Source organism: Bifidobacterium sp. W8103 (genome assembly GCF_016100775.1).
Classification (GTDB): Bacteria; Actinomycetota; Actinomycetes; order Actinomycetales; family Bifidobacteriaceae; genus Bombiscardovia; species Bombiscardovia choladohabitans.
The window spans coordinates 1112884-1137678 of the sequence record NZ_JACFRV010000001.1 but is presented as its reverse complement, the minus strand read 5'-3'; the positions used below and the strand labels follow the sequence as shown (position 1 = coordinate 1137678).

20 protein-coding genes and 1 pseudogene are annotated in these 24795 nt (G+C 62.0%); 6 read left to right on the top strand and 15 right to left on the bottom strand.

The genetic code is table 11. From position 1 onward, the window contains the following. Positions 1-52: 52 nt before the first annotated feature. From recR to H3U90_RS04230, 9 genes are all read right to left on the bottom strand, one after another. Positions 53-655, bottom strand: coding sequence for a recombination mediator RecR (recR, locus tag H3U90_RS04270; protein ID WP_015022549.1), 603 nt, complete (start codon positions 653-655; stop codon positions 53-55). Further along, positions 655-3603, bottom strand: coding sequence for a DNA polymerase III subunit gamma/tau (gene dnaX, locus H3U90_RS04265; RefSeq protein ID WP_198177180.1), 2949 nt, complete (start codon positions 3601-3603; stop codon positions 655-657). Before dnaX ends, recR begins: the two co-directional genes overlap by 1 nt. Positions 3604-3674: 71 nt before the next feature. Further along, entirely contained in the window at positions 3675-4070 is a 396-nt protein-coding gene (locus tag H3U90_RS04260) for an Rv3654c family TadE-like protein (protein WP_198177179.1), read from the bottom strand. A gap of 3 nt (positions 4071-4073) precedes the next feature. Beyond that, the gene (locus tag H3U90_RS04255) at positions 4074-4391 is read right to left on the bottom strand and encodes a TadE family type IV pilus minor pilin (protein ID WP_198177178.1); all 318 of its coding nucleotides are present in this window, start codon (positions 4389-4391) and stop codon (positions 4074-4076) included. A 46-nt stretch (positions 4392-4437) separates the two neighbouring features. Then, positions 4438-4674, bottom strand: a complete 237-nt coding sequence (locus tag H3U90_RS04250; RefSeq protein ID WP_198177177.1) for a DUF4244 domain-containing protein — start codon at positions 4672-4674, stop codon at positions 4438-4440. A gap of 330 nt (positions 4675-5004) precedes the next feature. Next, a complete protein-coding gene (locus tag H3U90_RS04245; protein ID WP_198177176.1) occupies positions 5005-5547 on the bottom strand; it encodes a type II secretion system F family protein in 543 nt (180 codons plus the stop codon). Further along, positions 5538-6200 (bottom strand): pilus assembly protein, encoded by a 663-nt coding sequence (locus H3U90_RS04240; RefSeq protein ID WP_198177175.1) that lies wholly within the window; start codon positions 6198-6200, stop codon positions 5538-5540. The genes H3U90_RS04245 and H3U90_RS04240 overlap by 10 nt, the downstream gene beginning before the upstream one ends. A 12-nt stretch (positions 6201-6212) precedes the next feature. Then, positions 6213-7301, bottom strand: a complete 1089-nt coding sequence (locus tag H3U90_RS04235; RefSeq protein ID WP_198177174.1) for a CpaF family protein — start codon at positions 7299-7301, stop codon at positions 6213-6215. After that, positions 7298-8179, bottom strand: coding sequence for an ATPase (locus tag H3U90_RS04230; protein WP_198177173.1), 882 nt, complete (start codon positions 8177-8179; stop codon positions 7298-7300). The genes H3U90_RS04235 and H3U90_RS04230 overlap by 4 nt, the downstream gene beginning before the upstream one ends. A gap of 671 nt (positions 8180-8850) precedes the next feature. On the opposite strand from H3U90_RS04230, the gene H3U90_RS04225 reads away from it, so the two are divergent. The 5 genes from H3U90_RS04225 (at position 8851) to H3U90_RS04205 (ending at position 16353) form a co-directional block, all read left to right on the top strand. Continuing rightward, complete coding sequence (locus tag H3U90_RS04225) at positions 8851-11097, top strand: RNA degradosome polyphosphate kinase (protein WP_198177172.1); 2247 nt, start codon at positions 8851-8853, stop codon at positions 11095-11097. A gap of 61 nt (positions 11098-11158) precedes the next feature. Then, positions 11159-12238 (top strand): NUDIX hydrolase, encoded by a 1080-nt coding sequence (locus tag H3U90_RS04220; protein WP_198177171.1) that lies wholly within the window; start codon positions 11159-11161, stop codon positions 12236-12238. A 13-nt stretch (positions 12239-12251) separates the two neighbouring features. After that, on the top strand, positions 12252-12947 hold the full coding sequence (locus tag H3U90_RS04215; protein WP_198177611.1) for a thymidine phosphorylase: 696 nt from the start codon (positions 12252-12254) through the stop codon (positions 12945-12947). 248 nt (positions 12948-13195) lie between these two features. Beyond that, complete coding sequence (upp, locus tag H3U90_RS04210) at positions 13196-13834, top strand: uracil phosphoribosyltransferase (RefSeq protein WP_015022561.1); 639 nt, start codon at positions 13196-13198, stop codon at positions 13832-13834. Positions 13835-14277: 443 nt separating this feature from the next. Continuing rightward, entirely contained in the window at positions 14278-16353 is a 2076-nt protein-coding gene (locus H3U90_RS04205) for an ABC transporter permease (protein WP_198177170.1), read from the top strand. On the opposite strand, the gene H3U90_RS04200 is transcribed toward H3U90_RS04205, so the two are convergent. Beyond that, complete coding sequence (locus tag H3U90_RS04200; RefSeq protein WP_198177169.1) at positions 16322-17227, bottom strand: glycerophosphodiester phosphodiesterase family protein; 906 nt, start codon at positions 17225-17227, stop codon at positions 16322-16324. The two genes, H3U90_RS04205 and H3U90_RS04200, sit on opposite strands and share 32 nt — an antisense overlap. Before the next feature lie 360 nt (positions 17228-17587). Between H3U90_RS04200 and H3U90_RS04195 the strand changes: the two genes are divergently transcribed. After that, on the top strand, positions 17588-18448 hold the full coding sequence (locus H3U90_RS04195; protein ID WP_198177168.1) for an aldo/keto reductase: 861 nt from the start codon (positions 17588-17590) through the stop codon (positions 18446-18448). A 50-nt stretch (positions 18449-18498) separates the two neighbouring features. Here H3U90_RS04195 and H3U90_RS04190 read toward each other — a convergent pair whose 3' ends face one another. From H3U90_RS04190 to dnaB, 5 genes and pseudogenes are all read right to left on the bottom strand, one after another. Further along, positions 18499-20208, bottom strand: a complete 1710-nt coding sequence (locus tag H3U90_RS04190) for an ABC1 kinase family protein (RefSeq protein WP_198177610.1) — start codon at positions 20206-20208, stop codon at positions 18499-18501. Between the two features lie 278 nt (positions 20209-20486). Next, positions 20487-20654: pseudogene (locus H3U90_RS08445) on the bottom strand (phasin family protein); the annotation flags it as partial. Positions 20655-20847: 193 nt separating this feature from the next. Beyond that, entirely contained in the window at positions 20848-21648 is an 801-nt protein-coding gene (locus tag H3U90_RS04180; RefSeq protein WP_198177167.1) for a type 1 glutamine amidotransferase, read from the bottom strand. Positions 21649-21674: 26 nt separating this feature from the next. Next, positions 21675-23069: a Mur ligase family protein gene (locus tag H3U90_RS04175; protein WP_415873757.1), complete on the bottom strand. Its 1395-nt coding sequence runs from the start codon at positions 23067-23069 to the stop codon at positions 21675-21677. Next, a complete protein-coding gene (gene dnaB / locus H3U90_RS04170; RefSeq protein WP_198177608.1) occupies positions 23069-24409 on the bottom strand; it encodes a replicative DNA helicase in 1341 nt (446 codons plus the stop codon). Before dnaB ends, H3U90_RS04175 begins: the two co-directional genes overlap by 1 nt. Positions 24410-24795: the final 386 nt, after the last annotated feature.

The following is a 24795-nucleotide window of genomic DNA, read 5'->3' as shown; positions in this document are numbered from 1 at the left end:
CACCGTTCTATCAGACCCTCTCCACCAACATGCGAAACAATAACTGCAGGCCTTACAGATCGCGACGGCCGGATATTGCCCGGCCGAGGGTGATCTCGTCAGCGTATTCCAGATCACTGCCGACAGGCAGACCGCTGGCCAGCCTGGTGACCCGCAGATCCAGCGGACCCAGCAGCCGTCCCAGGTAGGTGGTGGTGGCCTCACCTTCGATGTTGGGATCCAGGGCCAGCATGACCTCCTTGACCTGATCGGTGCCCAACCGCTTCAAGAGCTCGGGAATGCGCAGATCGCCCGGCCCGACGTTGGACATAGGGTCGATGGCCCCGCCCAGCACATGATATAGGCCCCGGTATTCTCCGGTACGTTCAATGCTCATGACGTCCTTGGGCTCCTCGACTACGCAAATAATGCTACGGTCACGTCGCGGATCCTGACAGATGGGACATGGGCTGGTCTCGCAAACATTGCCGCAAATCTCGCAAAACCGAACCTTCTCCTTGGCCGCGACGATGGCATCGGCCAGATCCTGAGCGCTGCGCCGATCGGCTCCCAGAATGTAGAAGGCGATGCGCTGTGCCCCCTTGGGACCAATGCCCGGCAGTTGGGCAAAGGCATCGATCAGCTCTTGAATGGCTCCATCATAGGTAGCAGCCATCATTCACCTCCCTGTCGCTGCGCCTGTTCCTGCCGGCGCTTTTGGACATTGATCGGATTCTGTGGGTCGTCAGCGGCAAAATCCTCCACCTTGGTCACATCAAACAATTTGGTCAGCTCATCCTGGTTCATGGCATTGTCCGCCCCGAGCCTGGCATCGTCCAAGGAATAGACATCGTCCTCGGGATCCACGGAAGGCCTCGAAATCTGGGAGGAGATTGAGGCAGACGACGCTCCATCCTGGCCAGAACCGCCAGAGGCTGAACTAGTGAAGCCTGCTGGCATCTTCCTGTCATCAGATCCGGATGTATCTGCCATTGCCTGAGGACCATCCGGGCCACCGACAGCATCGGAACTGTGCTCGTCGCTCTGCAGGTCCGGCGAAATTGATACGCCAGTCGCCATGGCCCCTTCATCGGAAACCGATTCGGTCCCCAATACCGGAGCCGGGGCTACACCCGAGGCGCTTTCCTGACCGGATGAATCAACCGACTTCGAAACTTCAAGCCCCTGATCCGAAGCTTCATGGCCCTGACTGTTGGAGGAATCTGCAGAGGCTGCGGCGCCGGTCCCGGAATCAGGCACAGCCCAAGGATCCGTGTCATCGCTCATGTCCGGCAGAGCTACCTTTTTGGGCTCATGGTCTTTCCGCCCATCGGATCCGTCGTTGCCCTCACCGGGCTGCCAAGTCTTTTGCGGCGCATGAGTCGCTGGCATGGGGTGGGCCCAGGGATCATCGTCCGGCAATACCGTTGAGGCTGTTGAACCAAAGCCTGCCGCCGGCAGCGGTTCCGGAGACGATTGGACCGGACCGCCGACCGGGTGGTGGGCGTCGTCGGAGTTCCCGTCGCCTGCCGCTTCCCCAGGGGTGGACCTTCCCTCCGACGCTGATGCCGATGTTCCGGTCTCACCCTGATGACCAGCCGAGGCCGTCATCTCCCTAGGGGCATGCCCCTGCTCCGTGGCTGCATGAGGCATGACCGCCGCTCCAAGGTTCATGGTGGCCAAGCCGGCCCGCGCCAGAGCCACTTCCTTCTTGACCTCTGCCCGACGCTGCGGAGACATCCTGTTGACGGATTCTACCGTCTCGCCGTTGGCAGCCGTCCCCGATGGGGCGATCATGGTGTTCTGTCCAAACTCCTGGCGAGCGCGGACCATGACGATACGCGGAACTTTGGTCTCCCCGTCAACCGACTGCGCAGCCACGGCCATGGCGAAGGCATGCTGGCTGAGTGGACGGTCGAAGGTCATAGACAGTCGCTTGCGACCGGAGGGGTCTGCTTGCATGGCCACAGTAGGCACCCGGTCCCGCACCACATACTGGCGTACCTCGTCCGGCAGGGCAGCCACCAGGGCATCCCAACGCTTATCCAGTTCCGTACCGGTCGGCACCTCGTTTGTCTGCCCTTGCGTAGCCTCCCGTTGGGCTGACCGAGGCTGTCCAACAGACCGGTCGGGCCGGACAGGATTGGGTGATCCGGTCTGCCCCGTCGGCTGTCGAGTCGCCGAGGAGGGGACTTCCTTGTGCTCGGGTTGGGCAGAGCCTGAACCGGAATGGGTGGGCTGTCCTTCGCCCTCTTGCTGCCCTTGAGCAGAGGAATTGGAATGGGAACCTGCCATGTTCTGCGGCCCGGCAAATGTAGCGGGTGCTGCGGCAGACGGCGAGCCTGCCCTGTCAGGCTGTTTGGGGCGTTCAGCCCCGTCAGCACGACCAGATTGGGATGCTCTGGACGGCCGACCGTTCTGCTGAGACCTGTTAGCACCAATGAACCCACCACGGGCGGGCGACGTGGCTGCACCAGTGTTGGAAGCTGCCGCTTCAGCCGGTGCCTGCTCCATAGGTTCGCAACCAATTGCCAGCAGCCTGGCGGCCAGCAGCTCCAAGCGCATCCTGGGCGAGGTGGCCCCGTTCATTCCCGCCAGAGCATCATTGATGATGTCGGCCATTCTGGTCAGGGCCTGCAGATCCAAAGCATTCGCCTGACGATGCAGATCGGCCACCTGGTCGTCGTCAGCATCCTCGCTAAGCACGCTTTCAGCCCGTTCTCCAGCCAGTTTGAGAACCAGCAGGTCGCGGACATGGGCCAGCAGATCCTCAACGAAGCGCTGGGGCTCGAACCCGCCGACGACCACCTTTTGAATGACCCCGTAGAGGCCAGCTCCATCGTGGGCGATCAGCGCGTCCACAGCTTCGCCGATCAGCTCGGCAGGAGTGAACCCCAGCAGAGATACGGCCGCATCATAGGTGATGGTGTGCTCGTCAGCGCCTACCATGAGCTGATCCAGCACGGAAAGGGTGTCACGCACCGATCCGCCTCCGGCCCGCATAGCCAGCTTGAGTACACCGGGCTCGGCCTTAATGCCCTCCTTATCGCAAATGCCCTCCAAGTAAGGCCCCATGACTTCCTGAGGCACCAGACGGAAGGGGTAATGGTGGGTACGGGAGCGGATGGTGCCGATCACCTTGTCCGGCTCTGTGGTGGCGAAGATGAACATGACGTGTTCCGGCGGCTCCTCGACGATCTTCAGAAGGGCATTGAATCCTTGCTGGGTGACCATATGAGCCTCGTCCAGAATGAAGATCTTGTAGCGGTCACGCACAGGGGCGAAGCCTGCTCGCTCCCTGAGTTCCCTTGCATCGTCAACGCCATTGTGGCTGGCGGCGTCAATCTCCACCACATCGATGGAACCAGGGCCTCCTGTGGCCAGATCCCTGCAGCTGTCGCATACGCCGCAGGGATGGCTGGTCGGCCCCTTGGCGCAGTTGACGCAGCGGGCAAAAATCCTGGCACTGCTGGTCTTGCCGCATCCCCTGGGGCCGGAGAAGAGGTAGGCATGGGTCAGCCGGTTCTCATCCAGAGCTCGGGTAAGGGGCACCGTGACCTGCTTCTGACCGATGATGCCGTCAAAAGTGTCAGGCCGATACCGCCGATAGAGTGCTAGTGCCATGGTTCAAGGCTATCCATTTCTTTAGACACGTTCGCTTTCCTTCCTAAGGCTCCCGAACCCGCTTCCTCCTCTCATCCACAGGGCTCGGGGCCTGCCCGGGCAGACTGGACCAGGCGGGGCATCATCGGGACTCCGGTCTCTACGCCTACCGAGACCCTCACGTCGCTTCCATCCACCTGGCAGTCCGTCAGGACACCACGGTTGAGGCGGGCAACCCGGGAAGCCAGATTACAGGGCTGCGCCTGTCCTTCGTCCAGGGCAGAAGCCGCAGCAAGAGCGGAGACATCGGCACCGGTACGTGCACGCGTCCGGCAGATCATGAGGTTGCCCAGCAACGCCGCAAGAACCAGACCAAGGCCAACCAGAGCCATCAGCATGATGCCCAGAACCGTGCCGGACCCCGGATCCGAACCCCTTATCCATGAACCGGTACGCTCTAGGTGCGTCTTTCTGGCATGTCCGGGCATGACTCATTCCTCCAATATGGCCACGGCATCGCCATGGACCTGTGCCGGCAACACACCCATGGGGCCGGCAACCACCGGGCATGACACCCTGACTGCCGTCTGCCCGGCCGATGGACTCAACCTCACCTGGGCATGCGGGCCGGCCATCCGGTGCACCACCTCTTGGGAATCACCCTTGCCCTGGGTGACAATCAGCTCTCTGGCAGCCGCGTTGGCCGCATCCTGACAAACCATGCCGATCCTGATCGTCTGGGTCAACGTCAGCAGTATGAGAGCCAGAACCATGACAGCGGGAAGAACGATGGCGAACTCGGCTGTCACCGTACCGTTATCGGATCGCCACCGTCGTCTCCGCTCGGACCGTCTTTCAGCCGACGGCACTGAGTGCCTTCTTCACCAGTCCCATCAGCAAAGTGCGTGTGGAAGAGGATTTGACGATGGCCAGCAGTACACCGGCCAGCGTGGCGGCCACCACCATGATCACGGCGTATTCGGCAGTGATAGCCCCCGATTCAGGCCTGGCCAGCACCACGCTCAGCCGCGCATGCAGGGCGCGCACTCCAGAATCCAAAGACTGGCTGATGCGAACGTACAAAGCCGTCATGTACCGGTTGGAACGCTGCCTTATTCTTTGCAACAACCCGGATCCGGCACCTGCAGCAGGCCATGTCGCAGCCGGCACCAACTGACCTCCTGCCTGCCTGTTCTGCAGATGGAAGACCGTCGCAACCTCCTGTGAATATGTCATCGTTCTCACCTTTGCCTTTCCTTGTCTTCCCCGCCCCGGCGAATGGCCGTTCCTCAGGGAATCGGCATCCGGTACCTTTCACTGTGCCCGTTCCTGTCCGCTTCGGTCGACTTGTCAGATACATGTGGACGAGCGGAGCTTAACCGCCAGCCTGTGGACAACTGTGCCCGCAAGAGCTCCATACCCTCAGGACATCCCACCCGCAAAAGCCGCAATACAGGGAATGACTCCGATCAGCACGAAAGCCGGCAGAATGCACAGCCCTGTCGGCACCAGAAGCCTGACGGTGATCGTCGCCGTGGCCCGGGCCAGCACGCTGCGGGCATGGTGATCCAGCTGGCGCATGGTCGTCTCGATACGTGTTAGAGGCGATGATCCCAAACGCCAGGAGGGCTCCAGACAGTCAGCCAGGACCTGCATGGATCGCCCGTAATCAGGATCGCCAATCGCTCCTGACCAGGACAGATCCCATCCGTTGCCACCTGCGAGCAGGTGAGCCACGCGAACCATTCGAAACCCATAAGGTCCTGGCAGCAGACTGCCAACCACACCCAGGGCCCTGGGCAGGGAGGCCCCTTGACGAACAGCGACTCCCAGCAAGGCCAGCACCAGGCTCAAGGGCGGCGGGGAGACCTGCTCATGGGCTAATCGGTCACCCGAACCGTCGGACTCTATGAGCAGGAGGGCCAGCATGCTCGACAGAGCGGCAATCAGCGGTTTCAGATCCATAGATCCTCCCTGTCCAGATCATTCATCAGCAGATGCATCCAAACCAGACCAAGAACATAGAAGGCCGCACCAAGAATCAGGCAGATGGTTCCCGGGCCTGGGCGACATAGGAAGGCCAGTGGTCGCGCACCCATGAACTCTCCCATGATGATTGTCAACGCTGGCAGGGTCGACAGGAGACGAATCGTGGCCTTGGGCACAGCAAAGGCTTTCTCCCGGGCCTCATCCAGTGCCGCCCGCCGCCTCTGCATGGCTGCCACGGTCCGCAGCCCATCCGAAGCCCGGCAACCCAGGATGGCGCTGAGCCCATAGCAGGCCATCAGAGCCTGGGCCATAATCGTCAGAGTCGGCCCCCGTTCCTGGGGCAGGCTTCGGTTCTCCAACATGGCCATGACACGTTCCGACGTGACCTCCCGGGTGGCGAAACGTCGCCCGGATGCCTCCTCGAAAGCCTCTACCAGACCTCCTCCATTGTCGACATAGGCGAGCAGGGAAGTGATCAGCACCGCCAGACCAGGCCGGTCCGACTGTGCGGAGGGCCTGACAGACACGGCCTTCAGTCTTGTAGCTGCATCGCCGCTATGCGCAAGCAGGGCCAGACAGGCAATAGTTGTCATCATCACAGCCAGCCAGGCTGCAATCTCGTCATTCATAATCCACCTCAACTAGGGATCGCTCGCCGAGGCGCTGGTCACAATGCCCCACCGCCTGGCAAACTTCGACCAAGCCGTTCCATAAGTAGCGGTCCCTCGGCCCGTCCAGGTACAGACAGCCTCCCCAAGAAGCCGACCGTCGGCGGCCGTTGTCAGTCGGCCAATCTGAGCGATATGCCTATGGCCGCCGGAACGCTCCAGATGGATAACAGCGTCAAACGCTCCCTGCGCCAGGGCCGCCAGCGCCCTCGGCTGCAGCCCCGCCAGCAACCCCAGGGTTGCCAGTCTAGCGGGAACGCGTTCCACACTGTCTGCATGCAGAGTCGCCATGCCGCCCCGATGACCAGAATTGAAAGCCCGCAACAAATCAGCTATCTCCTCACCCCGGCACTCACCCAGGATTATCCGATCGGGCCGCATGCGCAGTGTGGCCTTGACCAGGTCGACCAGCCCCACGCCCCCTGCCCCTTCAACGTTGGGCTCTCTTACAGCCAGGGAAACCGTATTCCTGTGGCCGGCGATACGACCAAGCTCACGGACTTCCTCCACAATGACCAGCCGCTGCTCCTGTGGACACATGCCCAGCAAGGCCCGCAGGAGCGTGGTCTTGCCGGCACCCGTGCCACCGGTCACCAGAATGCTGGCCCGATTGACCACCAGCGCCCGAAGGATGAAGAGCCAGCTGGCGGGACACAGTCCGGCAGCAGCCAGCTCCTCCAGGCCGGGCGGGTGCCTGTTGGGCAGTCTGATGGAAATGGCGGCACCCTCGGGGACAAGCGGGGCCAGCACGGCGTGGACTCTGATCCCCTCCCTGCTGGAAGCATCAGCCATGGGGCGAGCATCGTCCAGGCGACGCCCCAGCTGAGCACATAACTGCACAGCGAAGTCCCTTACAGCTCGAGGTCCAGTAAACCCGGGCCGAAGCAGAACCTCCTCCATGCCCGAGCCCCGGTCGACCCAGACATCGCCCTGCCCGGTCACCGCGATATCAGTCACCGCAGGATCGCTCACCAGCCCATCCAAGTAGCCGAACGTAGGCGGCTGAACCGAATCGTCATCGGGGAATGAACCTTCAAGGCTTTCTCCACCTCCCCTGCTCATTTGACAGCCTCAGACCGAGTCAATCCGCCAGAGGAGACCGGCTCTTCCTTTCTTTCGCCGACGACGACCATCCCTGCGATCCGCTCCACCAGTGGTTGAAGGGCCCGGGCGTAAGCACGAGGGACCCGTTCCAGGCCACGACCATCCAGAACGGATGCCGACAGCTTCGGCTGTGGTTTGAGGACCACATCCACCGATCGGCCCAGAAACTCCTCCGCCTGTTCAGGGTCGACGCCATGACTGACCCGGTGCTGGGTGGGCATCATTCCAATCAGAGCCATAGGAGGTCTACAGGAGACCAATGGACTGTCCTGGGCTCGATCATCAGCACCTCTGTGGCCGTTCAGAGCATGGAGAAGCGTCTTCGCCCGCGCAAGGCCCAGCACGGTCATGTCCACCATCAACAGCGAGGGCAGCCCCTTCAGCGAGCGCAGATTACCCAGGCCCTGGCCCCGCCCGGCATCAATCAGCAGAAGATCGGCGAATCCAGCCACCGCGCTGACGGCTGCGTCCACGTCCCACCAGCCCTGTGGCGGAGCACTCCAGGGATCGTTGCTAAGCAGCGGGATGCCATCCCAGACCGGCAGCTCTTCACGGAGGGCCTGAGGATCCACCCGGCCCAGGGGAGCGCGAATCCGTCCCAGCCGCATGCCAGGCACCCCCTCGATGCCGACCAGGACATCCATCCCTCCGCCATCCAGGTCCAGATCCACCAGAGCGCATGACAGGGCCATGTTCCGAAGTTGTTTGGCCATCAGGGCCGTCATGGTCGTCAGCCCAACGCCTCCCGAGGCCGAGAGAAAGACCAGCCCTGTCACAGCGGACCCATATTCGGCTTCTGAGTCATTCCGCCCAATGCCGGCATCTCCGCCCGCCACCCTTCCTGGTCGGTGTTCAGGAGTCAACCCGACTGCTTTAAAAGATCGAGGATTCCATTCAGGTTCCCGCCCTTTCATGCGGCCTTTTATCATCGTCGGCGGTCTGTCTATGCTCGTTCCAGTCATGGCTACCAGTACAACCGCCCCCTGGCATCAGCACCAGCCCCCGGAGCTGATGTGGTCGAACGACCCTATGCTTCCACATTGTTTCGCCCTCTCTGTGCACAAATGCATCAACACCGCGACACGCCTACAATTGCACGATTTTTGAGACCATATCCATGGAAGGCTACAGATGCTCACATGGAAGCGACAGATTCCTACAAAACCGACGTATTCGACCTGCCGCAATGCACGCAATCGCACAAAAGACCAAGCCGGTAGCCTTCTCCGCTCTAACGAGTTGAATATGCTTGCCATCGGCCTCAAAGCTGGCATAATGGCATATACAAGGACGGTTCAAGAGCACGGAAGCCCACAAAGTGTATGGCCACTAGGACCGATACGTTGGACGGGTGTATAAGACTTGACCGTTGCAACGATGATGTTGTGCAGAGATTCCATCTGGACCGACCTTGTGGGAACGGCCTCCTGCGGGGGGCCGTTCCTATTTATCCACAAGCTTTATCAACGATTGCAGAGGACGGCACCTGCGAATAGAGTGCTATGGTATGGTTCAGAAATTTGACGCACCCTCCAAGGCCTTGCTACGCAGCCAGATCGCGGAGCATATTGCCGAGACCGACGGCCAGGCACGGCATGTATCCAGGCACTCGGATCACCCGGTCTCGCCCTTGCCTGAGGACCGCTATTTCGACCGGGAGCTGAGCTGGCTCAAGTTCAACAAACGCGTGCTTGAACTGGCCGAAGACGAGAGCGTGCCACTGTTGGAGCGTGCCAACTTCGCCGCCATCTTCGCCAGCAATCTCGATGAGTTCTTCATGGTCCGCGTGGCGGGTCTGAAGCGTCGCGTGGACACCGGCATCGCTGTGACGGCAGCCAGCGGAATGAGCCCTCGCCAGCAACTGAGGGCCATCTCCGAGCAGGCGCACAAGCTTCAGGACGAGCATGCCCACTATGTCATCGACCACATCCTGCCGGATCTGGCCACCGAAAGCATCATCCTGCTGAGCTGGACACAACTGAGCAGCCAGGAGCAGGAACGGCTCACCAACTTCTTCCGCAACCAGGTCTTTCCGGTGCTGACCCCGCTGGCTGTCGACCCGGCCCATCCCTTCCCCTATATCTCAGGCAACTCCCTGAACCTGGCGGTCCTGGTGGAGAACCCGACCTCGGGCAAGACCCACTTCGCCCGCGTCAAGATTCCCGACAACCTCTCCCGTCTGGTTCCTGTGGACGATCTGACCGATGAGGAGGGCCGGGAAGAACGCTACGGATTCATCACCATGGAGAACCTGATCATCGCCCACTTGGAATACCTCTTCCCAGGCATGATCATCAAGGAAGCCCGCTCCTTCCGCGTCACCCGCAACGAAGACATTGATGTGGAGGAGGACGACGCCGAAAACCTGCTCAACGCCATGGAGAAGGAACTGCTGCAGCGGCGGTTCGGACCGCCCATCCGCCTGGAGATTTCCGACTCCGCTTCTCCCTTCCTCTCCCAACTGCTGGCCAGCAAGCTCCGGGTCAACCAGGAAGAGGTCTATCGGCTTCCAGCCCCCTTGGACTGCACGGTCCTGTTCGAGCTGCAGTCCATCGACCGAGCCGACCTCAAGTTCCGCCCCTTCATTCCCACCACCAACCGACAGATAGCCGAGGTGGAATCCAGCCAGGCCCAGGACATCTTCGCAGCCATCCGTGAGCATGACATCCTCCTTCACCACCCCTATGACTCCTTCTCCACCTCGGTCCAGGCCTTCCTGGAGCAGGCGGCGGCCGATCCGCGAGTGCTGGCCATCAAGCAGACCCTCTACCGGACCTCGGGCAACTCGCCCATCATCAATGCCCTGGTGGATGCCGCGCACGCCGGCAAGCAGGTCCTGGCCCTGGTCGAGATCAAGGCCCGGTTCGATGAGGAGGCCAATATCGCCTGGGCCCGTCAGCTGGAACGGGCCGGCGTCCATGTGGTCTATGGAATCGTGGGGCTCAAGACCCACTGCAAGCTCTCCCTGGTGGTCCGTCAGGAGCAGGACGGCCTGCGTCGTTACTGCCACGTGGGCACCGGCAACTACAACCCAAAGACCGCCCGCCAGTACACCGACCTGGGCCTGCTCACCTGCGACCCGGTGGTGGGGCAGGACCTGACCCGGCTCTTCAACCAGCTGTCAGGCTATGCGCCCAAGTCCTCCTTCCACCGTCTGCTGGTAGCTCCACGCACGGTACGCTCGGGGCTGCTGCAGCGAATCGCCCGCGAGGAAGAGACCGCTCTGAGCGGCAAGCCTGCGTGGATACGGATCAAGGTCAACTCCCTGGTGGATGAAAAGATCATCGACGCCCTTTACCGGGCCAGCCAGGCGGGGGTCCGCATCGACATCGTGGAGCGGGGCATCTGCGCCCTGAAGCCAGGTGTGCCCGGGCTGAGCGAGAATATCCGAGTCCACTCCATCCTGGGACGGTTCCTGGAGCACAGCCGTATCTTCGCCTTCGCCAACTCCCAGGGTCCCCAGATCGGCGAGGGCCCCCTGGCCGGGCCGGAGGTCTGGATAGGTTCTGCCGACCTGATGCACCGCAACCTGGACCGCCGTGTAGAGGCGCTGGTCCGCATCACTGCGCCTGAGCAGGTGCAGGGACTGATCGACTACGTGGATCTGCAGATGGCCGACAGCACCAGCTCCTGGCACATGCAGCCTGACGGCACCTACGTACGACACAGCCGGGATGATCAGGGTCGGCCTCTGGTCGATTCGCAGGAGTATCTGATCGACCGTCACGCCCGAACACCCAGGGCCAGGCGATGATGATGCGCCTCCAGGCCGGCAGGTCCACCGCCAAGGCGGACAATCGGAATGGCACCCGGCCATGAGCAGGACGGTCGAGGCAGCCGGAGCCATCCTCTACCGGTGGCGCACAAACTTCCAGGGATGGATGAAATTCAGCGACGACGGCCGGGCAGCCCCTGGAGCCAGCCCCCGATCCGACCTCGATGAGCTGGAGCTCTGCCTGGTCCATCGTCCCAAGTACGACGACTGGAGCTGGCCAAAGGGCAAACTGGAAAATCGTGAGACCCACATGCGGGCGGCCGTACGCGAGGTCGGTGAGGAGACGGGCTGTCTTGTCCGGCTTGGGCCCTACCTGGGGGATGCCGAATATCCGCTGAACAACGAGGGCCGGCGCAGGGGCGGCAAAGGCGGCAGGCTCAAACATATCTGCTACTGGATGGCCACACCGACCGACCCGGAACATGCCGCCGGTCAGAGCGCATTGCTGGGGCCCATCCACCGGCCTGATTCCAGGGAAGTCGACCAGATACGATGGGTCGGAGCCTCCGAAGCCCGCAAACTGTTGACCCACCCCAGCGACAGAACCATACTGGACGCCTTCGTGGACCGGGTGGAGCAGGGCGGCATCCGGGCTCGTCAGCTGATCATTGTCCGCCACGGCAAGGCAGTTGCCCGGAAGGAGTGGACAGGCAAGGATGCAAATCGTCCTCTGACCCCCAAGGGCGCTGGCACCTCCTACGCCCTGGCTCGGGAACTGGCCTGCTTCGCGCCCGACCGCCTCCTGTCCTCCCCCTGGATCCGCTGTGTGCAGACATTGCGACCCTACGCCGACGAAGTAGGCTTGCCCATGGAGATGGTGGCCTGCCTGACGGAGACCTCCTACCACCGACGCCCGGACCAGGCCCACAGCTGGCTGGACAGGCAGATGGCCGACCTGCTGACAGGCAACCGGACCACCATGATCTGCATGCATCGCCCGGTCCTGGGAGGTATCTTTGAAAAGCTGCGCGGGCTCTGCTCCAGCGGATCGCTGTCCAAACGGCTGCCCGACGACTCCCCCTTCATGCCCACCGGCAACGCCATCGTCCTCAGTCTGACTGGCAATCCCAATCATCCGACCATCATCGACATACAGAAGGTGACTCCCATTGTCTACTGACAGCAACTCCAGAATCGGCTCATCCTCAATCCGCTCCTCCCGCACAGGATTCGTGGCCTCCGGCACCGGAGCATCCCGGCCCTCACGCCCAGGCCAGCTGGACCCGGCCATCGCCGATCAGCTCTCCGGAGGCATGGACCCCCAGCAGATCAGCGAAATGAGCCATGTTTCGGCGGCCTCCCTCTTGGACCGGGTCCACCACAGCACCGATCCAGCCATCGTCAAACGGGTTCTGACCCTGGTAGACCGTGAGGGCGTGGATGTCGTAGCCGAGCTCTGGAGCGACAGCGACCCCGACTCTCTGCCCGGCATTCTTTGGCGACTCTACATGCTTCGCAGCTGGATGCGTAAGGACGCTGATGGAATCAGTCGTCTGTGGAGGCTGGGTGAACCCACCGACACTGCCGCATCAGCTATAGCCGGGGTGGATCAGGCCCCGGAGGCCGACGACATCATCCGAACCGCCGACTCCATCCTCTCCGGAGCCTTCACCGGCGACTTCGCCGTAGCCCTGGAACGGGCCGGAGCCTTCTGTGACGTGATCGCCCGCGGCATCAAAGCCACGATCCGGGACGCCCAGAGCCGGCAGCTGGACGGTCAGGAGGCCAAGGAGGTCGACGCGGCACAACGCACTGTCAACTCCCTCAACCAGACGGCCCGTGACTTCATGCGGGGCGCATCGCTCTGGCGGCGGGGACGGCTGGAGTAGAATCCGCCACCCTTTCATGCCGGAAGCGTAAGCGCGCCGTGAACACGGATCAGACCCCGGCATGCCCTACAATGGTGACTGCGTCGGACCATGGCTAAGCCCCGGGCTCCGTTTGTTGCCGCTGCGAGCGGCGTTTGCGCCGACAGGCGCTTGCATGGTTCGGCGTTTTCATTTTCATTCCCAAATCGAAGCCAGCATGGCTTGCCGGTCGCTACCAGAAGCCGACCCGCTGAGCTACGCTGAGAGGTATGGAACTTCACGTACTGGAACACCCGCTGATCGAGCACAAGCTGACCGTACTGCGGGACAAAAACACCCCTTCCAACACCTTCCGCGAGCTGATCAGCGAACTGGTCATGCTTGAGGCCTACGAGGCCACCCGCAATCTGGACATCGAGGACCACCCCATCGAGACCCCGGTCGCCCCCATGGTAGGCAAGAAGCTCTGCTCCCCGCGCCCCATGGTGGTTCCCATCCTGCGCGCCGGACTGGGCATGCTTGACGGCATGACCCGTCTGCTGCCTACCGCTGAGGTCGGATTCCTCGGTCTCAAGCGCGACGAGAACACCCTGGACATCATCACCTACGCCAACCGCCTGCCGGAGGACCTCTCCGGCCGTCAGTGCTTCCTGCTGGATCCCATGCTGGCCACCGGCGGCACCCTGATCGCCGCCACCAAGTACCTGGCCGAGCGCGGCGCCAAGGATGTGACCTCCATCAACATTCTGGCCGCTCCCGAGGGTCTGAACCGCCTCAAGGAGGAGATGGACCCCTCCATCAACCTCAAGGTGGTGGTCTGCGCAGTCGATCAGAAACTGAACGAGCACGCCTACATCGTGCCCGGCCTGGGCGATGCCGGCGACCGCCTCTATGGCGTCATCGACTGAATCAACGAATTGATGGGGCACGAATCCCATCCCTGACAAGGACCTGAATCCTGCGCGATTCGGGTCCTTTTTTCAGCGGTATTCGATGGCCCTCCCGGCGGACGCTGCGCAAGATGGACCAGGCTTTCCTCCCCTACCCCGTCAGCGAGGATAGGCTGGCTATGAAACGTCGCTATAGAAACTGCCGGCTCTGCGATGCCATGGAGTTTAGCGAACCAGTCATCATGTCTGTAATCCTCCCGACCTCTATTCTCCCAACCGTCTATCCCTCGACTTCCACCCTCTCGCCCTCTGTCCTCTTGCCCACCTCTCGCACGAGAGTGCCTAATCGCTGATCGCCACCCTGGTTCTTCCCTGGTCTGACCCTGAAAACACCCTGAGTGGGCTATCTCCCGGTGTTGCAATAAGAACAGCAGCATTCAAGGGCGAGAAAGGAGCACACCATGGAGGGCAAGTCCCTTTCCCTAGGTGGATCACTGGCAGGAACCGGGGCCTCAGGACCGATGGGTGGGGGTGGCTCGCAAACCGCAGGTCGAACCAAGGCCCGCACTCCTGGCCTAGCCTCCCTGGTGCGTTCCTTCCTGCATGAGCATCGGTCCTCCTACACGGTCATGGTCCTGGCGGTCATGGCCGCTTCGGTCCTTACCAGCGCCTGGGTCCAGGTAGCCATTGCCGCTCGGAAGGGCGACGGAATGCCGGATACACGCGCAATGAATTCCTACGACCGCGCTATGACCCTGTCCTTCCAAGACGGCGCTTCACAGATATCCATAGGGTACGCCTGCATATGCGGGTTCGTCTCCATCTTCCTGGTCATCACTTCTGTGGGATTCCTGATCGAGCGCCGTCGTCGCGAGTATGCCATGATGCGGCTTTCAGGCGCCTCTCCCAGGACCGTGAGATTCATCTCCCTACTGGAATTCATGATTCCGGTAGGTTTGGCCGCCCTCTTGGGCAGTTTGGCGGGATGCCTGCTGGTGCCCGCATTCGCCAAGTCCCTGATCAACTCAGGCTTTGAAGCGCTGGAAATGACCGCGCATCCCCACCCCACGGGAATTTTCTTCACTTTCGTAGGGATACTCCTGGCAGGCCTCTTGGGAACCTGGTTCGCTGCCAGGAGGATTACCGCGATCTCTCCCATCGAGGCCCTGCAGGACTCGGGAAATCGGTCAGGGACCAAGTCAATCGGTCCTCTTCGCCTGATAATCGCCCTGGCCGGCCTGGCTGGAGGACTGGCCATGGTCTATCATCGCTTCAAGGGCATGGACATTGAAATCCAGATCATGGCCTCGACCGGCTGTCTGCTCGTCATCATCGGCGCCCTGGCCCCTGTCCTGGTTCCGGCCTGTGCCAACCTGATCGGCATCCCCTTCCAACTGGCCTTCCGAGGCGCCGGTCTCCTGGCGCGGCAAAGGGCGCGGAAGGAAAACCGGAGCTCCACCGCCGTAGCAGTGCCGATCATACTGATGCTGGTCATCGTGACCGGAGTGATAGCCCTGGGACGGTCCAGCTGGGCGCAAGAAGCCATAAGCCGGTATAAGCCGGTCGCTGCCGAAATCATGATCAATGCGCAGACCAATGATCCAAGAGACCTTGATCGCCAGCTTCGGTCCACTGCAGGCGTCGAATCCGCAGTCACCTATAGCGAAGGATCCTGGAAGACTGCAGACAAGGAAGATATTGATGGCAATGACGAACCTTCCGTCATGGCTATGCACGTCAACAAGGCAGGCAAGGACGCCAAAGCAATCAGCCCAATCTTCATCGAGGGCTCCGCTGCGGACCTGGGGCCGGGCAAGATCGCCGTCATAGCAAATGGCCGCGCTCAGGAGAAAAACCTCATTGGCCGCAAACTGACCCTGATCGACAGGTATGACAAAGGCCATACGCTGACCATCACCGCCGTAGTCGATGTGACGCCGACGGGGCAGATGGGCCAATACCTGATGACGGATGCCGACCTGTCGCAACTGGCGCCCGACAACAGTGGATCGACCACCCTGGCCAGGACCGCCCCAGGAGTCCGGCCAGACGATCTGATCAGTCAGCTCAATGCTTCATGGGACAGCAAGGGCATCAAGGCCTGCACCAAGAAGGAGTACATTCGTTCCGACATCCAAAGGTCACAGAAAGTGCAGCGGGCCATGCCCCAGATAGCGAACGGGGCCATCGTCCTGACGGCCATATTTCTGACCCAGGCATGCGCCATCGCAGTCAATGAGCGCCGTCAGGAGAATCGAAGAATGCAGGCTGCCGGTGTTTCACGTGGAACATTGGTCTGCTCCTCGATTTGGGAGTCAGTAATCGATGCTCTGTCGGCCATCCTGCTTTCAGCCATGGCCATGGCGGGGGTACTGGCCGTCATCTTTCACCAGTTGTCCGACCAGATAGACATGAGCGTTGTGCCTCTCCCCTACGGCTACTTCCTAATCATGGCCCTCTGGGCGATAGGCCTGGCCGCTGCGGCCTCAGGCCTGTATAGCTGGTTCAGCTCTCGGGCAGATACGACTCGAAGATAATCCCATCAAAGTCCGGACTGGCCTCCTCCTGCGCATGCTCGGAGCGGACGGTCCAGGCGATGGGCGTTCCACCTAGGAACCGATAGAGACGCATGGGCAGTGAGTGCCCGCTGTGCCACTCGCAGGCCACGAAGTCCGGCCGCCCCAGCCAGTTGAAGAGGAGGGACCCGGCCATCCAGCGCAGGGCCGATGAGCGGGAGTCCACCCGGCCATGGTAGGGGGCGACCAGTTGCCCCCTGGTGACGCCTGGGTGGTGAACCCGATACCAGGCAAGGGCCAGGACGTTGAAGGACTCAATTACATAGGGGCCCTGGTACCTGGACAGGAGGGCATCGGTCCGACGCATGAGCTCCCGATCCAAGCCCCTGTCCATCTTGATCTCGACGACCAAGGGCACCCGGCCATCTACCAGAGCGAGCACCTCGGACAGAAGAGGTACATGCTGCGCCTCGGGATCGTTGAGGCCCCCGTCCCCGCCCTCCGTTTCGGGACCGCCATCGTGGTCGGCAGAGCCAGGAATTCCTTCCCCGGACTCAAGAGCCTGGGCAGGGCTTGGGCACAGGGGAATCCTCTGCAGCTGCTCATAGGTCAGGTCCGCCACTGCCCGGTTGATGCCAGCCACCCGCTGCAGATCTCCATCGTGGATGACCACCACCTGTCCGTCCCGGCTGAGATGAACATCCAGCTCAATCCCGTAGCCGGCCCTGCAGGCCGCCTCGAAGGCAGCCAGAGAATTTTCAGGCGCCACTACCCGAGGGGGCTTGGCTTGGGCCGAGGCGTGCCTGCCTGAGGGACGATCGGATTCAACCTTCAGGCAGTCATGGATACGGTGCAGGTAGGCGGTCTGGCCGGGGTTGGAATTGGTCGTCTCCATCCCAGAGCCAGCATCGTGCAGACCCCTGTGGGCATATGGATGCAACGACAGGCCGACGGGCTTTCTCCGACCAGCAACCACTGAAAGACCAGGAGCCAGAGCCCAGCACCAGGCCCCCAAAACCCCCAATCCCAGACCCAGTGCGACCTTGCCGGCCAATCGTACTTTGGACCCCATCATCGCCTCCAGCCATCAGCTATTCCACTACCCACGCTAGCATCGCAGGGGGCTGGACGCGCTTTGCCGGCTTGACTTCAGGCTGCTTCAAGGCCCTATCCTTGAACAAGCAGATCAGAAAGGCATGCCCCCCGCCTTTAACCAACTCCGTCAAGCAATCTGCCAAGAAAGAAGCACAATACCATGCAGAATGATTCACCCACTGCCGTCCCGTCCGTCAAGCTCAACAACGGCGTCCTCATGCCCATGGAGGGCTTCGGCGTCTATCAGATCGCCGACCTGGACGAGTGCCGCCGCTCTGTTCTGAATGCCCTGGAGACCGGGTACCGGGCCATCGACACGGCCCAGGCCTATGGAAACGAGCAGGCCGTCGGAGATGCCCTGGCCCAGAGCGGCCTTGACCGCGACCAGGTCTTCCTGACCACCAAGGTCTGGATCACCAACTACGGATACGACAAGACCAAGGCCTCAGTCGAGGAGTCCATGAAAAAGCTGGGCACGGACCACCTGGACCTGGTCCTCCTCCACCAGCCCTTCAACGATTACTACGCAGCCTGGCACGCCCTTGAGGACCTCTACGACCAGGGGGTCCTGCGCGCCATCGGCGTCTCGAACTTCTACGCCGACCGCTATGTGGACCTGGTCAAGTTCAACAGAATCGTCCCGGCCGTCAACCAGCTGGAGGCCCACGTCTTCCACCAGCGCCCCCAGGAACGCACCTACATGGACAAGTACGGCACCCGGATCGAGTCCTGGGGACCCTTCGCCGAAGGCCGCCAGGGGATGTTCACCAATCCGACCCTGACCGAGATCGGGCAGGCGCACGGCCGGACCGCAGCCCAGGTGGCCCTGCGCTTCCTGGTCCAGGACGGGGTCATCATCATCCCCAAGACCACCCACCGCGAGCGCATGCGCGAGAACCTCGACATCTGGGACTTCCAGCTCACTGACCAGGAGATGGACCGACTGCGGGCCATGGACACCGGCAAATCCGCCTTCATGAACCATGAGGACCCTGAAACCGTGGAGGACTTCGCCGGCTGATTCGGCATCAGACAGTGTCTATACCCATATGGGCTGAACGGGCTCTCAGCCTAGGCTTCGCCGTTGCGTCGCCGACGCTTGAGGGCCCGATGCTTGATCAGGATGTCCAGGACTATCCAGACCGAAAGAATGAAGGCCACCACGTATCCCAGCATGCTGACCACCGGGATGCCGAAGACCACCGGCTTGATGCGGGCGAAGTAGACGATTGAGGAGCCCACATAGAGGCCGACGACAATCAGGGCCATGGTCAGCCTGTTGACCATGTCGGACAGCTGCTGCAGGGGTTCCTCGGAGCCTACAAGCTGCACATTGGCGCGCAGCTGGCCACGGGTAAGCATCTTGGCCGCGGTCTGGGACTCAGCCAGGGCGCCCAAAAGCCCATGCAGGGCCAGGTCGCCCTGGATGCCCAGCTTCCGGGTCTCCTCCTTGAGGATGGATCCAGTGCCCTGACTGTAGGCGACATGATCGGTGATGATCTGCACGATGTTGGCCTCAGGCAGGAACTCATCCAGGAGTCCTTCAAGGGTGACCAGGCACCGCGCCACCATGGTGACCGACCCCGGCACTTTGATGCCATGCCGCGCGGCCAGCTTCATAACGGCATTGACGTATTCGGCGATGTCCAGATCAGCCAGATCCAGCTTGCCGAACCGCTGGACGACCGCATCCAGGTCGGCCAAAAGATAGGGGTAGTCCTCGGCCCTGGCCTCTCCCGTGCCGGCGAAGCGGAGCAACCCCTGGGCCAGGGCTGGCGAATCCTCGCGGCCCACCGCAAAAATCATGTCCTTCAAGGCCGATTTGGTCACCTTGTCCAGGCGGCCGACCATCCCAAGGTCTATCAGCACTATGCAGCCATCGCGGATGATGATGTTGCCGGGGTGCGGATCGGCGTGGAAGAAGCCCCGGTCCATGATCTGGGTGGCATAGTTGTCGACCAGCTTGGTGCCGATCTCCTTCAGGTCATAACCCTGGGCCACCAGCTGGGCGGGCCGTGAGAGGGATATCCCGTCGATGTACTCCATCACCACCACATGCCTGGTGCAAAGCTCGGGATAGGGCTTCGGACAGTCGATGTAAGCGTAAGGGCCACAGAAATCCTTGAATTCAGCCAGATTGGCGGCCTCCTGCTGGAAGTCGACCTCGGACTGGAAGGTCTCCCAGAGCTCCTCGACAACCCCACGGATGTCAATCACCTGGGTACTGCGGACGAACCGGGAGGCCCACTTGACCATGCTGCGCAGAATGTCGATGTCCTGGGCCATGGTCTCTTGAATCCCTGGGCGCTGGACCTTGACGGCCACGTCCTCCCCGCTGATCAGGCGGGCCCGATGCACCTGCGCCAGGGAAGCCGACCCCAGGGGAACAGGATCTATGGAGGAGAAGATCTGGTCAAGCGGACGGCCGTACTCGGTGGCCAGTGTGCTGATCACCACGGAATACGGGATGGGATCCGCGTCGGCGCGCAACTTGGAGAGCTCACGGCAGAAGGCCTCCGGCAGAATCTCCGAACGCATGGAAAGAATCTGGCCCACCTTGACGAAAGTGGGCCCGAGCGCCTCGAACAATCGACGCATGGTGACCGGGGTCAGACCATGGATGATGTCGAACCGGTTGGCAATGCGGATCATCTCGGCCAGTCGACGGGCCCTGCCACGCCTGTGCCGGATCCTTACTGCCGCCCCCTGCCGCTCTCCCGTACCGACCCCGAAGAGGCCGATGGTCTGCACAGGGGCATCATGCCCGTTCATGGCATCCATACTCACCACTCACCTGCGTCCTTTATCCGCATGGCCGACCAGCGGCAGACATTCCGGCGCAGACGACCGACGCTGACAGTAATCGACCGCCTTCAGTCCTGCTGACCCGCAATGGGATCATTGGATGTGATGGGGATGGACCCGGACCGACGATTCGGCATTGGCGCCAGGGGCTCGTGGTCGGGACGGCGGGAATCAGGAGCAACATGAGTCGCAGGCCTGGGCGCGCCAGCAGCCGGTGCAGGTGCGCTGTCAGCAGGAGCAGGAGGGTTCTGTCTGTTCCGCTTGAGCTCAGTATTGAGAATCTTGCCCTGCTCGACCGTCAGTTCGCCCTTCTTGACCAGGTTGTCAATGACCTCCTGGCCCTTCTCCACGCCTGTGGCCAAGGCTCCGATGCCAGCCAGAAGCACCTTGTGCAATCCGTCACCGATATGCAAATCCGACATGATATGCCTCCCAGCATTCATACGCCCTTGAAGTACCGGGCTCTTTTGACCGCCAAGAGACGAGCGGCCGTCTCTCTTTACAGTCTAGCTGGTTATCATTGACCGATCCGATTCGACACCATGGCAAGAGGGACCGCAACGCCTTTCCCCTGGCACTGCCTCCGTCCGCTGATCAGAATCAGTGCGGGACTCTTCATCTGGGCCTGGATGCTGCGATACGGCTGGCCTGATCTGCCAGGGAGTCCAGGCGCTCCAGCTCGCTCCGGCTCTTCTGGTCCATGGTCTCCTTCATCTGGGCGAAGGTGCCCTGGCCGTACCGCCTTTCGGCCGCCCCCTCGATAAGGAAGTCCGTGATGGCCGGGTTCTTCGGCAGCAACGACCCGTGCATGTAGGTGCCGATGACCTTCTTCCATCGGGCCCCCTCGGTGTGGTCCTTGCCGTTGTTGCCACGGCCATCCTCGGTCACCATGCCCAGGGGACGGGCCCCCTCCCCCAGGTAGGTCAGGCCCGAATGGTTCTCGTAGCCGACCACCCTGCCGAAGTCCTCTGCCTGCTCCACCAGGTTGCCTATCATCCGCTCGGGCTTGGCAACGGTATGCACGTCAAGGATGCCGACCCCCTCCAGGCGCTCATGGTCGGAGGTCTCGAAATAATGGCCGAAGAGCTGATAGAGCCCGCAGATCATCAGCATGGGCACATCCTGGTCGGCCAGATCATGTAGAAGCCCGCCCCGCTCCCGCAGGTCGTCGATGATCCGTTCCTGGCCATGGTCCTGGCCGCCGCCGCCCAGAATCATATCAATCCGCTCCGGCCAGGCATCACCGGTATCGTAATAGCGGACCGTGGGACGGAATCCGTACAGCTCGGCCCTGCGGGTCACGCTGAGTATGTTCCCTGAATCCCCGTAGATGTTCATGTCACGGTGATAGAGGGAGAGGATCCGCAGTGGCGGATGGTCTCCCACGGCCTTGGCCTGATCCCGTGTCTGCGGCATTCCTGCGCTCCTTTTGGTTCGCTCGCTCATGCGCCCACCCCGGCATCGTCCACGCTCGTGATCCTGCCGAGGGCTGACCGGAGCCGAAGCATTGAGGTGTAAGTGCAATAGATTCGCTTGGGTCGGCCTGGGTGCACCTCAAGGAAGGCTGTCAGCGCCCGATCCAGGTCGGCCTCGATCGCCTCCGTGGGCACCTGGTCATAGGCCAGGCGCAGGGCCATGTCATAGGCCCGGGTGCCGGAGACCATGGCCACGCCGGTATCCCTGAGCGAGGTGAAGTCCACATCCCAGAGCCAGCTCATGTCACGCCCGTCCGCATACTCGTCACGGATGGCGATCATGGTGTCCTGGCCGGCAGGGTCGAATGAGGACAGGGCCAGACGGAAGCCCATGGGGTTCTTGACCAGGACCAGCTCAACCGGCGCGCCCTGGTAGGTGATGACCTCCCCACGGCCGAAGGCGGGCGTCACCTTGGACAGGGCATCCATGAGGGCTGCATCATCAGGCTCCCTGTCCTCCAGCACAACCCTCACCAGCGTCAGGGCAGCGGCCGCATTGTAGAGGTTATAGACACCCTCCAGACGCAGATCGGTCTCCAGAAGTCGACCGTCCAGGCGGAAGGCGGCCCGGTGGTCCATGACCCGTTCCAGGGTCACCTCGGCTGGCAGCCGGTGACCGGGGCGGACCGGGCGGGGAGCACTGTCCGCACCGGCACCATGGGCATCCCGATCCGAGGCATGCATGTCGTCATCGGTGGGGAAATAGCTCAGCAGATCGTCTGACAGACCGAAGTAGGCCACACCGGTCCGGGCCGGCGTCTGGGCGGCCAACCTGGCGATGCGTGGATCCTCACGGTTGAGGACCACCGTGCCCGTGGTGGCCTGGGCCACCTGACCCAGCAGCCGGGCAGTAGTATCGATTTCCCCAAACCGGTCCAGCTGATCACGCATGACATTGAGCAGGAGGGCGTAGCGGGGCTTGACCTGTCGCACAAAGTGAACCGCATAGGCCTCGTCCAGCTCCAGGACGGCGATATCGGCATGCAGGCGGCCAGAGAACCCCAGGGTAGAGACCAAGGCCGAGACCACACCACGGGTGAAGTTGGACCCGGTCGGGTTGGTGAAGACCTTGAGGCCCAGGGATTCCAGCATAGAGGCCACCATCCGGGTGGTGGTGGTCTTGCCATTGGTCCCCGAGACCAGAACCACACCACGGGGCAGCCCCGACAGGGTCCTGGCCAGGAAGCCCGGGTCGATCCGCTCGACCACCTTGCCAGGCAGGGCCGAACCGCCGTGATGGGACAGACGCGAAACGAGGCGCACCGCCTTGCCGACCAGAAGGGCCAGGAGCGAGCGCCAGCGCCGACCGGGACGACCGGGCTGATCGGCAGGCTGCGCCTTGGAAGTCTTGGACCGCATGATCAGACCCCTCCCTGCTGGTAGTCCTGGGGCATGTCCTTGAACTTGGACTTCTCGCCCAGGAAGGCCAGCTTGAAGGTGTCGGTGGGGCCGTTGCGGTGCTTGGCCAGAATGATGTCGGCCTCGCCCGGGCGGTCCTCCTTGTCGTAGAAGTCCGGTCGGTGGACCAGAAAGACCACGTCGGCGTCCTGCTCGATGGATCCCGACTCGCGCAAGTCGGAGAGCATGGGCTTTTTGTCATTGCGCATCTCGGGACCGCGGTTGAGCTGGCTCAGCGCCACTACCGGAACCTCCAGCTCCTTGGCCAGCAGCTTCAGGGCGCGCGAGAAGTCGGAGACCTCCTGCTGGCGGGATTCGACCCGCTTGCCCGAGGTCATCAGCTGCAGGTAGTCGATGACCACCAGTTTCAGGTCGTTGGTCTGCTTGAGCCGACGGCACTTGGCCCGGATCTCCATCAGACTCATGTTGGGCGAATCATCCAGGAAGAGCGGTGCGTCCTGGAGTCTGCTCCAGAAGGTGTTCAGGGTGTTCCAGCGCTCAGGGGTGATGTCATCCGCCCGGCGCAGGGCCACCAGGGGGATGTCGGTCTCGGCCGAAATGATGCGCTGGGCCAGCTCGGTCTTGCTCATCTCCAGGGAGAAGACCACCGTGGTCATGTTGTTGTGGAGGGCCGCGGCGCGGGCGAAGTCGATGCCCAGGGTGGACTTGCCCATGGCAGGGCGGCCGGCCACCACGATCATCTGCCCGGGCTGCAGGCCCTGGGTCACGTCGTCGATGCTCTTGAAGCCTGTGGGCACGCCCCGCTCCATGTCGCCGTTCTGCAGCTTGTCCAACTGATCCAGGGTGTCATGGACGACCGGCCCGATGGCCTCGTAATCCTGACGAACCCTGCCCACGCTCATCTCGTAGACCTCGGCCTGGGCCAGGTTGACGATGTCCTCGGCCTGGGAGCCCTCGGCCGAGTAGCCCAGCTGGGCGATCTTGGTGCCGGCCGCGATCACATTGCGCAGGATGGCCCGCTGGTGGACGATTTCCGCATAGTAGGTGGCGTTGGCGGCTGTAGGAACCGAGGCCACCAGGGAGTGCAGATAGTCAGTGCCCCCCACCTTCTCCAAGTCGCCGGACTTGAGCAGCTCGTTGGCCACCAGGACCGCATCCACCGGCTGGGAGGCCGAGAAGAGGGTGACGATGGCCTCGTAGATGGTCTGGTGCTTGGGCTGGTAGAAGTCGGATATGTCGATCATCTGGCTGACCTCGCCGATGGCATCCTTGCTCATGAGCATGCCGCCCAGCACGGCCATCTCCGCATCGTCATCATGCGGGGGCACCCGATCGAAGAGCATGTCACGGCCGGTCTGGGCATGATCGGTGGGACGCTGTTCGGGATGGGTGTAGTCGGTATAGTCGTCGGAAGCCATAGCCACGATTCTACGAAGAGGACCGTCCTTGGCAGCCCCAAGAGACGGATTTCACCCAAGGCATTCACCAGGGCGCTCCGACGGAACTGGACGGACACGGGGCCGGTCCTGCATGTGTACAGAAAAATAAGTTATCCACATTCAAGGCGTGTCCTAGAGGACATGTGCGCAACTTATCCACCTCATGGGTACAACTCTGTGCAAAACTTGGGGACAGTCTTCCACATCACCAATCCAGCTTGCGCTCAGAGCTGTTTGGTGATACGGCATCCACGACAGGGCGTCCACAGACTGGCTTTCAGGGGTTGTGT

What these genes read in the sequence shown, in the direction of transcription:
- dnaX (WP_198177180.1), bottom strand. Translation starts at nt 3,603, where the DNA reads ATGGCACTAGCACTCTATCGGCGGTATCGGCCTGACACTTTTGACGGC.
- H3U90_RS04245 (WP_198177176.1), bottom strand. Translation starts at nt 5,547, where the DNA reads ATGGATCTGAAACCGCTGATTGCCGCTCTGTCGAGCATGCTGGCCCTC.
- H3U90_RS04190 (WP_198177610.1), bottom strand. Translation starts at nt 20,208, where the DNA reads ATGGATGCCATGAACGGGCATGATGCCCCTGTGCAGACCATCGGCCTC.
- H3U90_RS04260 (WP_198177179.1), bottom strand. Translation starts at nt 4,070, where the DNA reads ATGCCCGGACATGCCAGAAAGACGCACCTAGAGCGTACCGGTTCATGG.
- upp (WP_015022561.1), top strand. Translation starts at nt 13,196, where the DNA reads ATGGAACTTCACGTACTGGAACACCCGCTGATCGAGCACAAGCTGACC.
- H3U90_RS04195 (WP_198177168.1), top strand. Translation starts at nt 17,588, where the DNA reads ATGCAGAATGATTCACCCACTGCCGTCCCGTCCGTCAAGCTCAACAAC.
- dnaB (WP_198177608.1), bottom strand. Translation starts at nt 24,409, where the DNA reads ATGCTCTTCGATCGGGTGCCCCCGCATGATGACGATGCGGAGATGGCC.
- H3U90_RS04235 (WP_198177174.1), bottom strand. Translation starts at nt 7,301, where the DNA reads ATGAGCAGGGGAGGTGGAGAAAGCCTTGAAGGTTCATTCCCCGATGAC.
- recR (WP_015022549.1), bottom strand. Translation starts at nt 655, where the DNA reads ATGGCTGCTACCTATGATGGAGCCATTCAAGAGCTGATCGATGCCTTT.
- H3U90_RS04220 (WP_198177171.1), top strand. Translation starts at nt 11,159, where the DNA reads ATGAGCAGGACGGTCGAGGCAGCCGGAGCCATCCTCTACCGGTGGCGC.
- H3U90_RS04180 (WP_198177167.1), bottom strand. Translation starts at nt 21,648, where the DNA reads ATGCCGCAGACACGGGATCAGGCCAAGGCCGTGGGAGACCATCCGCCA.
- H3U90_RS04200 (WP_198177169.1), bottom strand. Translation starts at nt 17,227, where the DNA reads ATGGAGACGACCAATTCCAACCCCGGCCAGACCGCCTACCTGCACCGT.
- H3U90_RS04250 (WP_198177177.1), bottom strand. Translation starts at nt 4,674, where the DNA reads ATGACGGCTTTGTACGTTCGCATCAGCCAGTCTTTGGATTCTGGAGTG.
- H3U90_RS04240 (WP_198177175.1), bottom strand. Translation starts at nt 6,200, where the DNA reads ATGAATGACGAGATTGCAGCCTGGCTGGCTGTGATGATGACAACTATT.
- H3U90_RS04205 (WP_198177170.1), top strand. Translation starts at nt 14,278, where the DNA reads ATGGAGGGCAAGTCCCTTTCCCTAGGTGGATCACTGGCAGGAACCGGG.
- H3U90_RS04225 (WP_198177172.1), top strand. Translation starts at nt 8,851, where the DNA reads ATGGTTCAGAAATTTGACGCACCCTCCAAGGCCTTGCTACGCAGCCAG.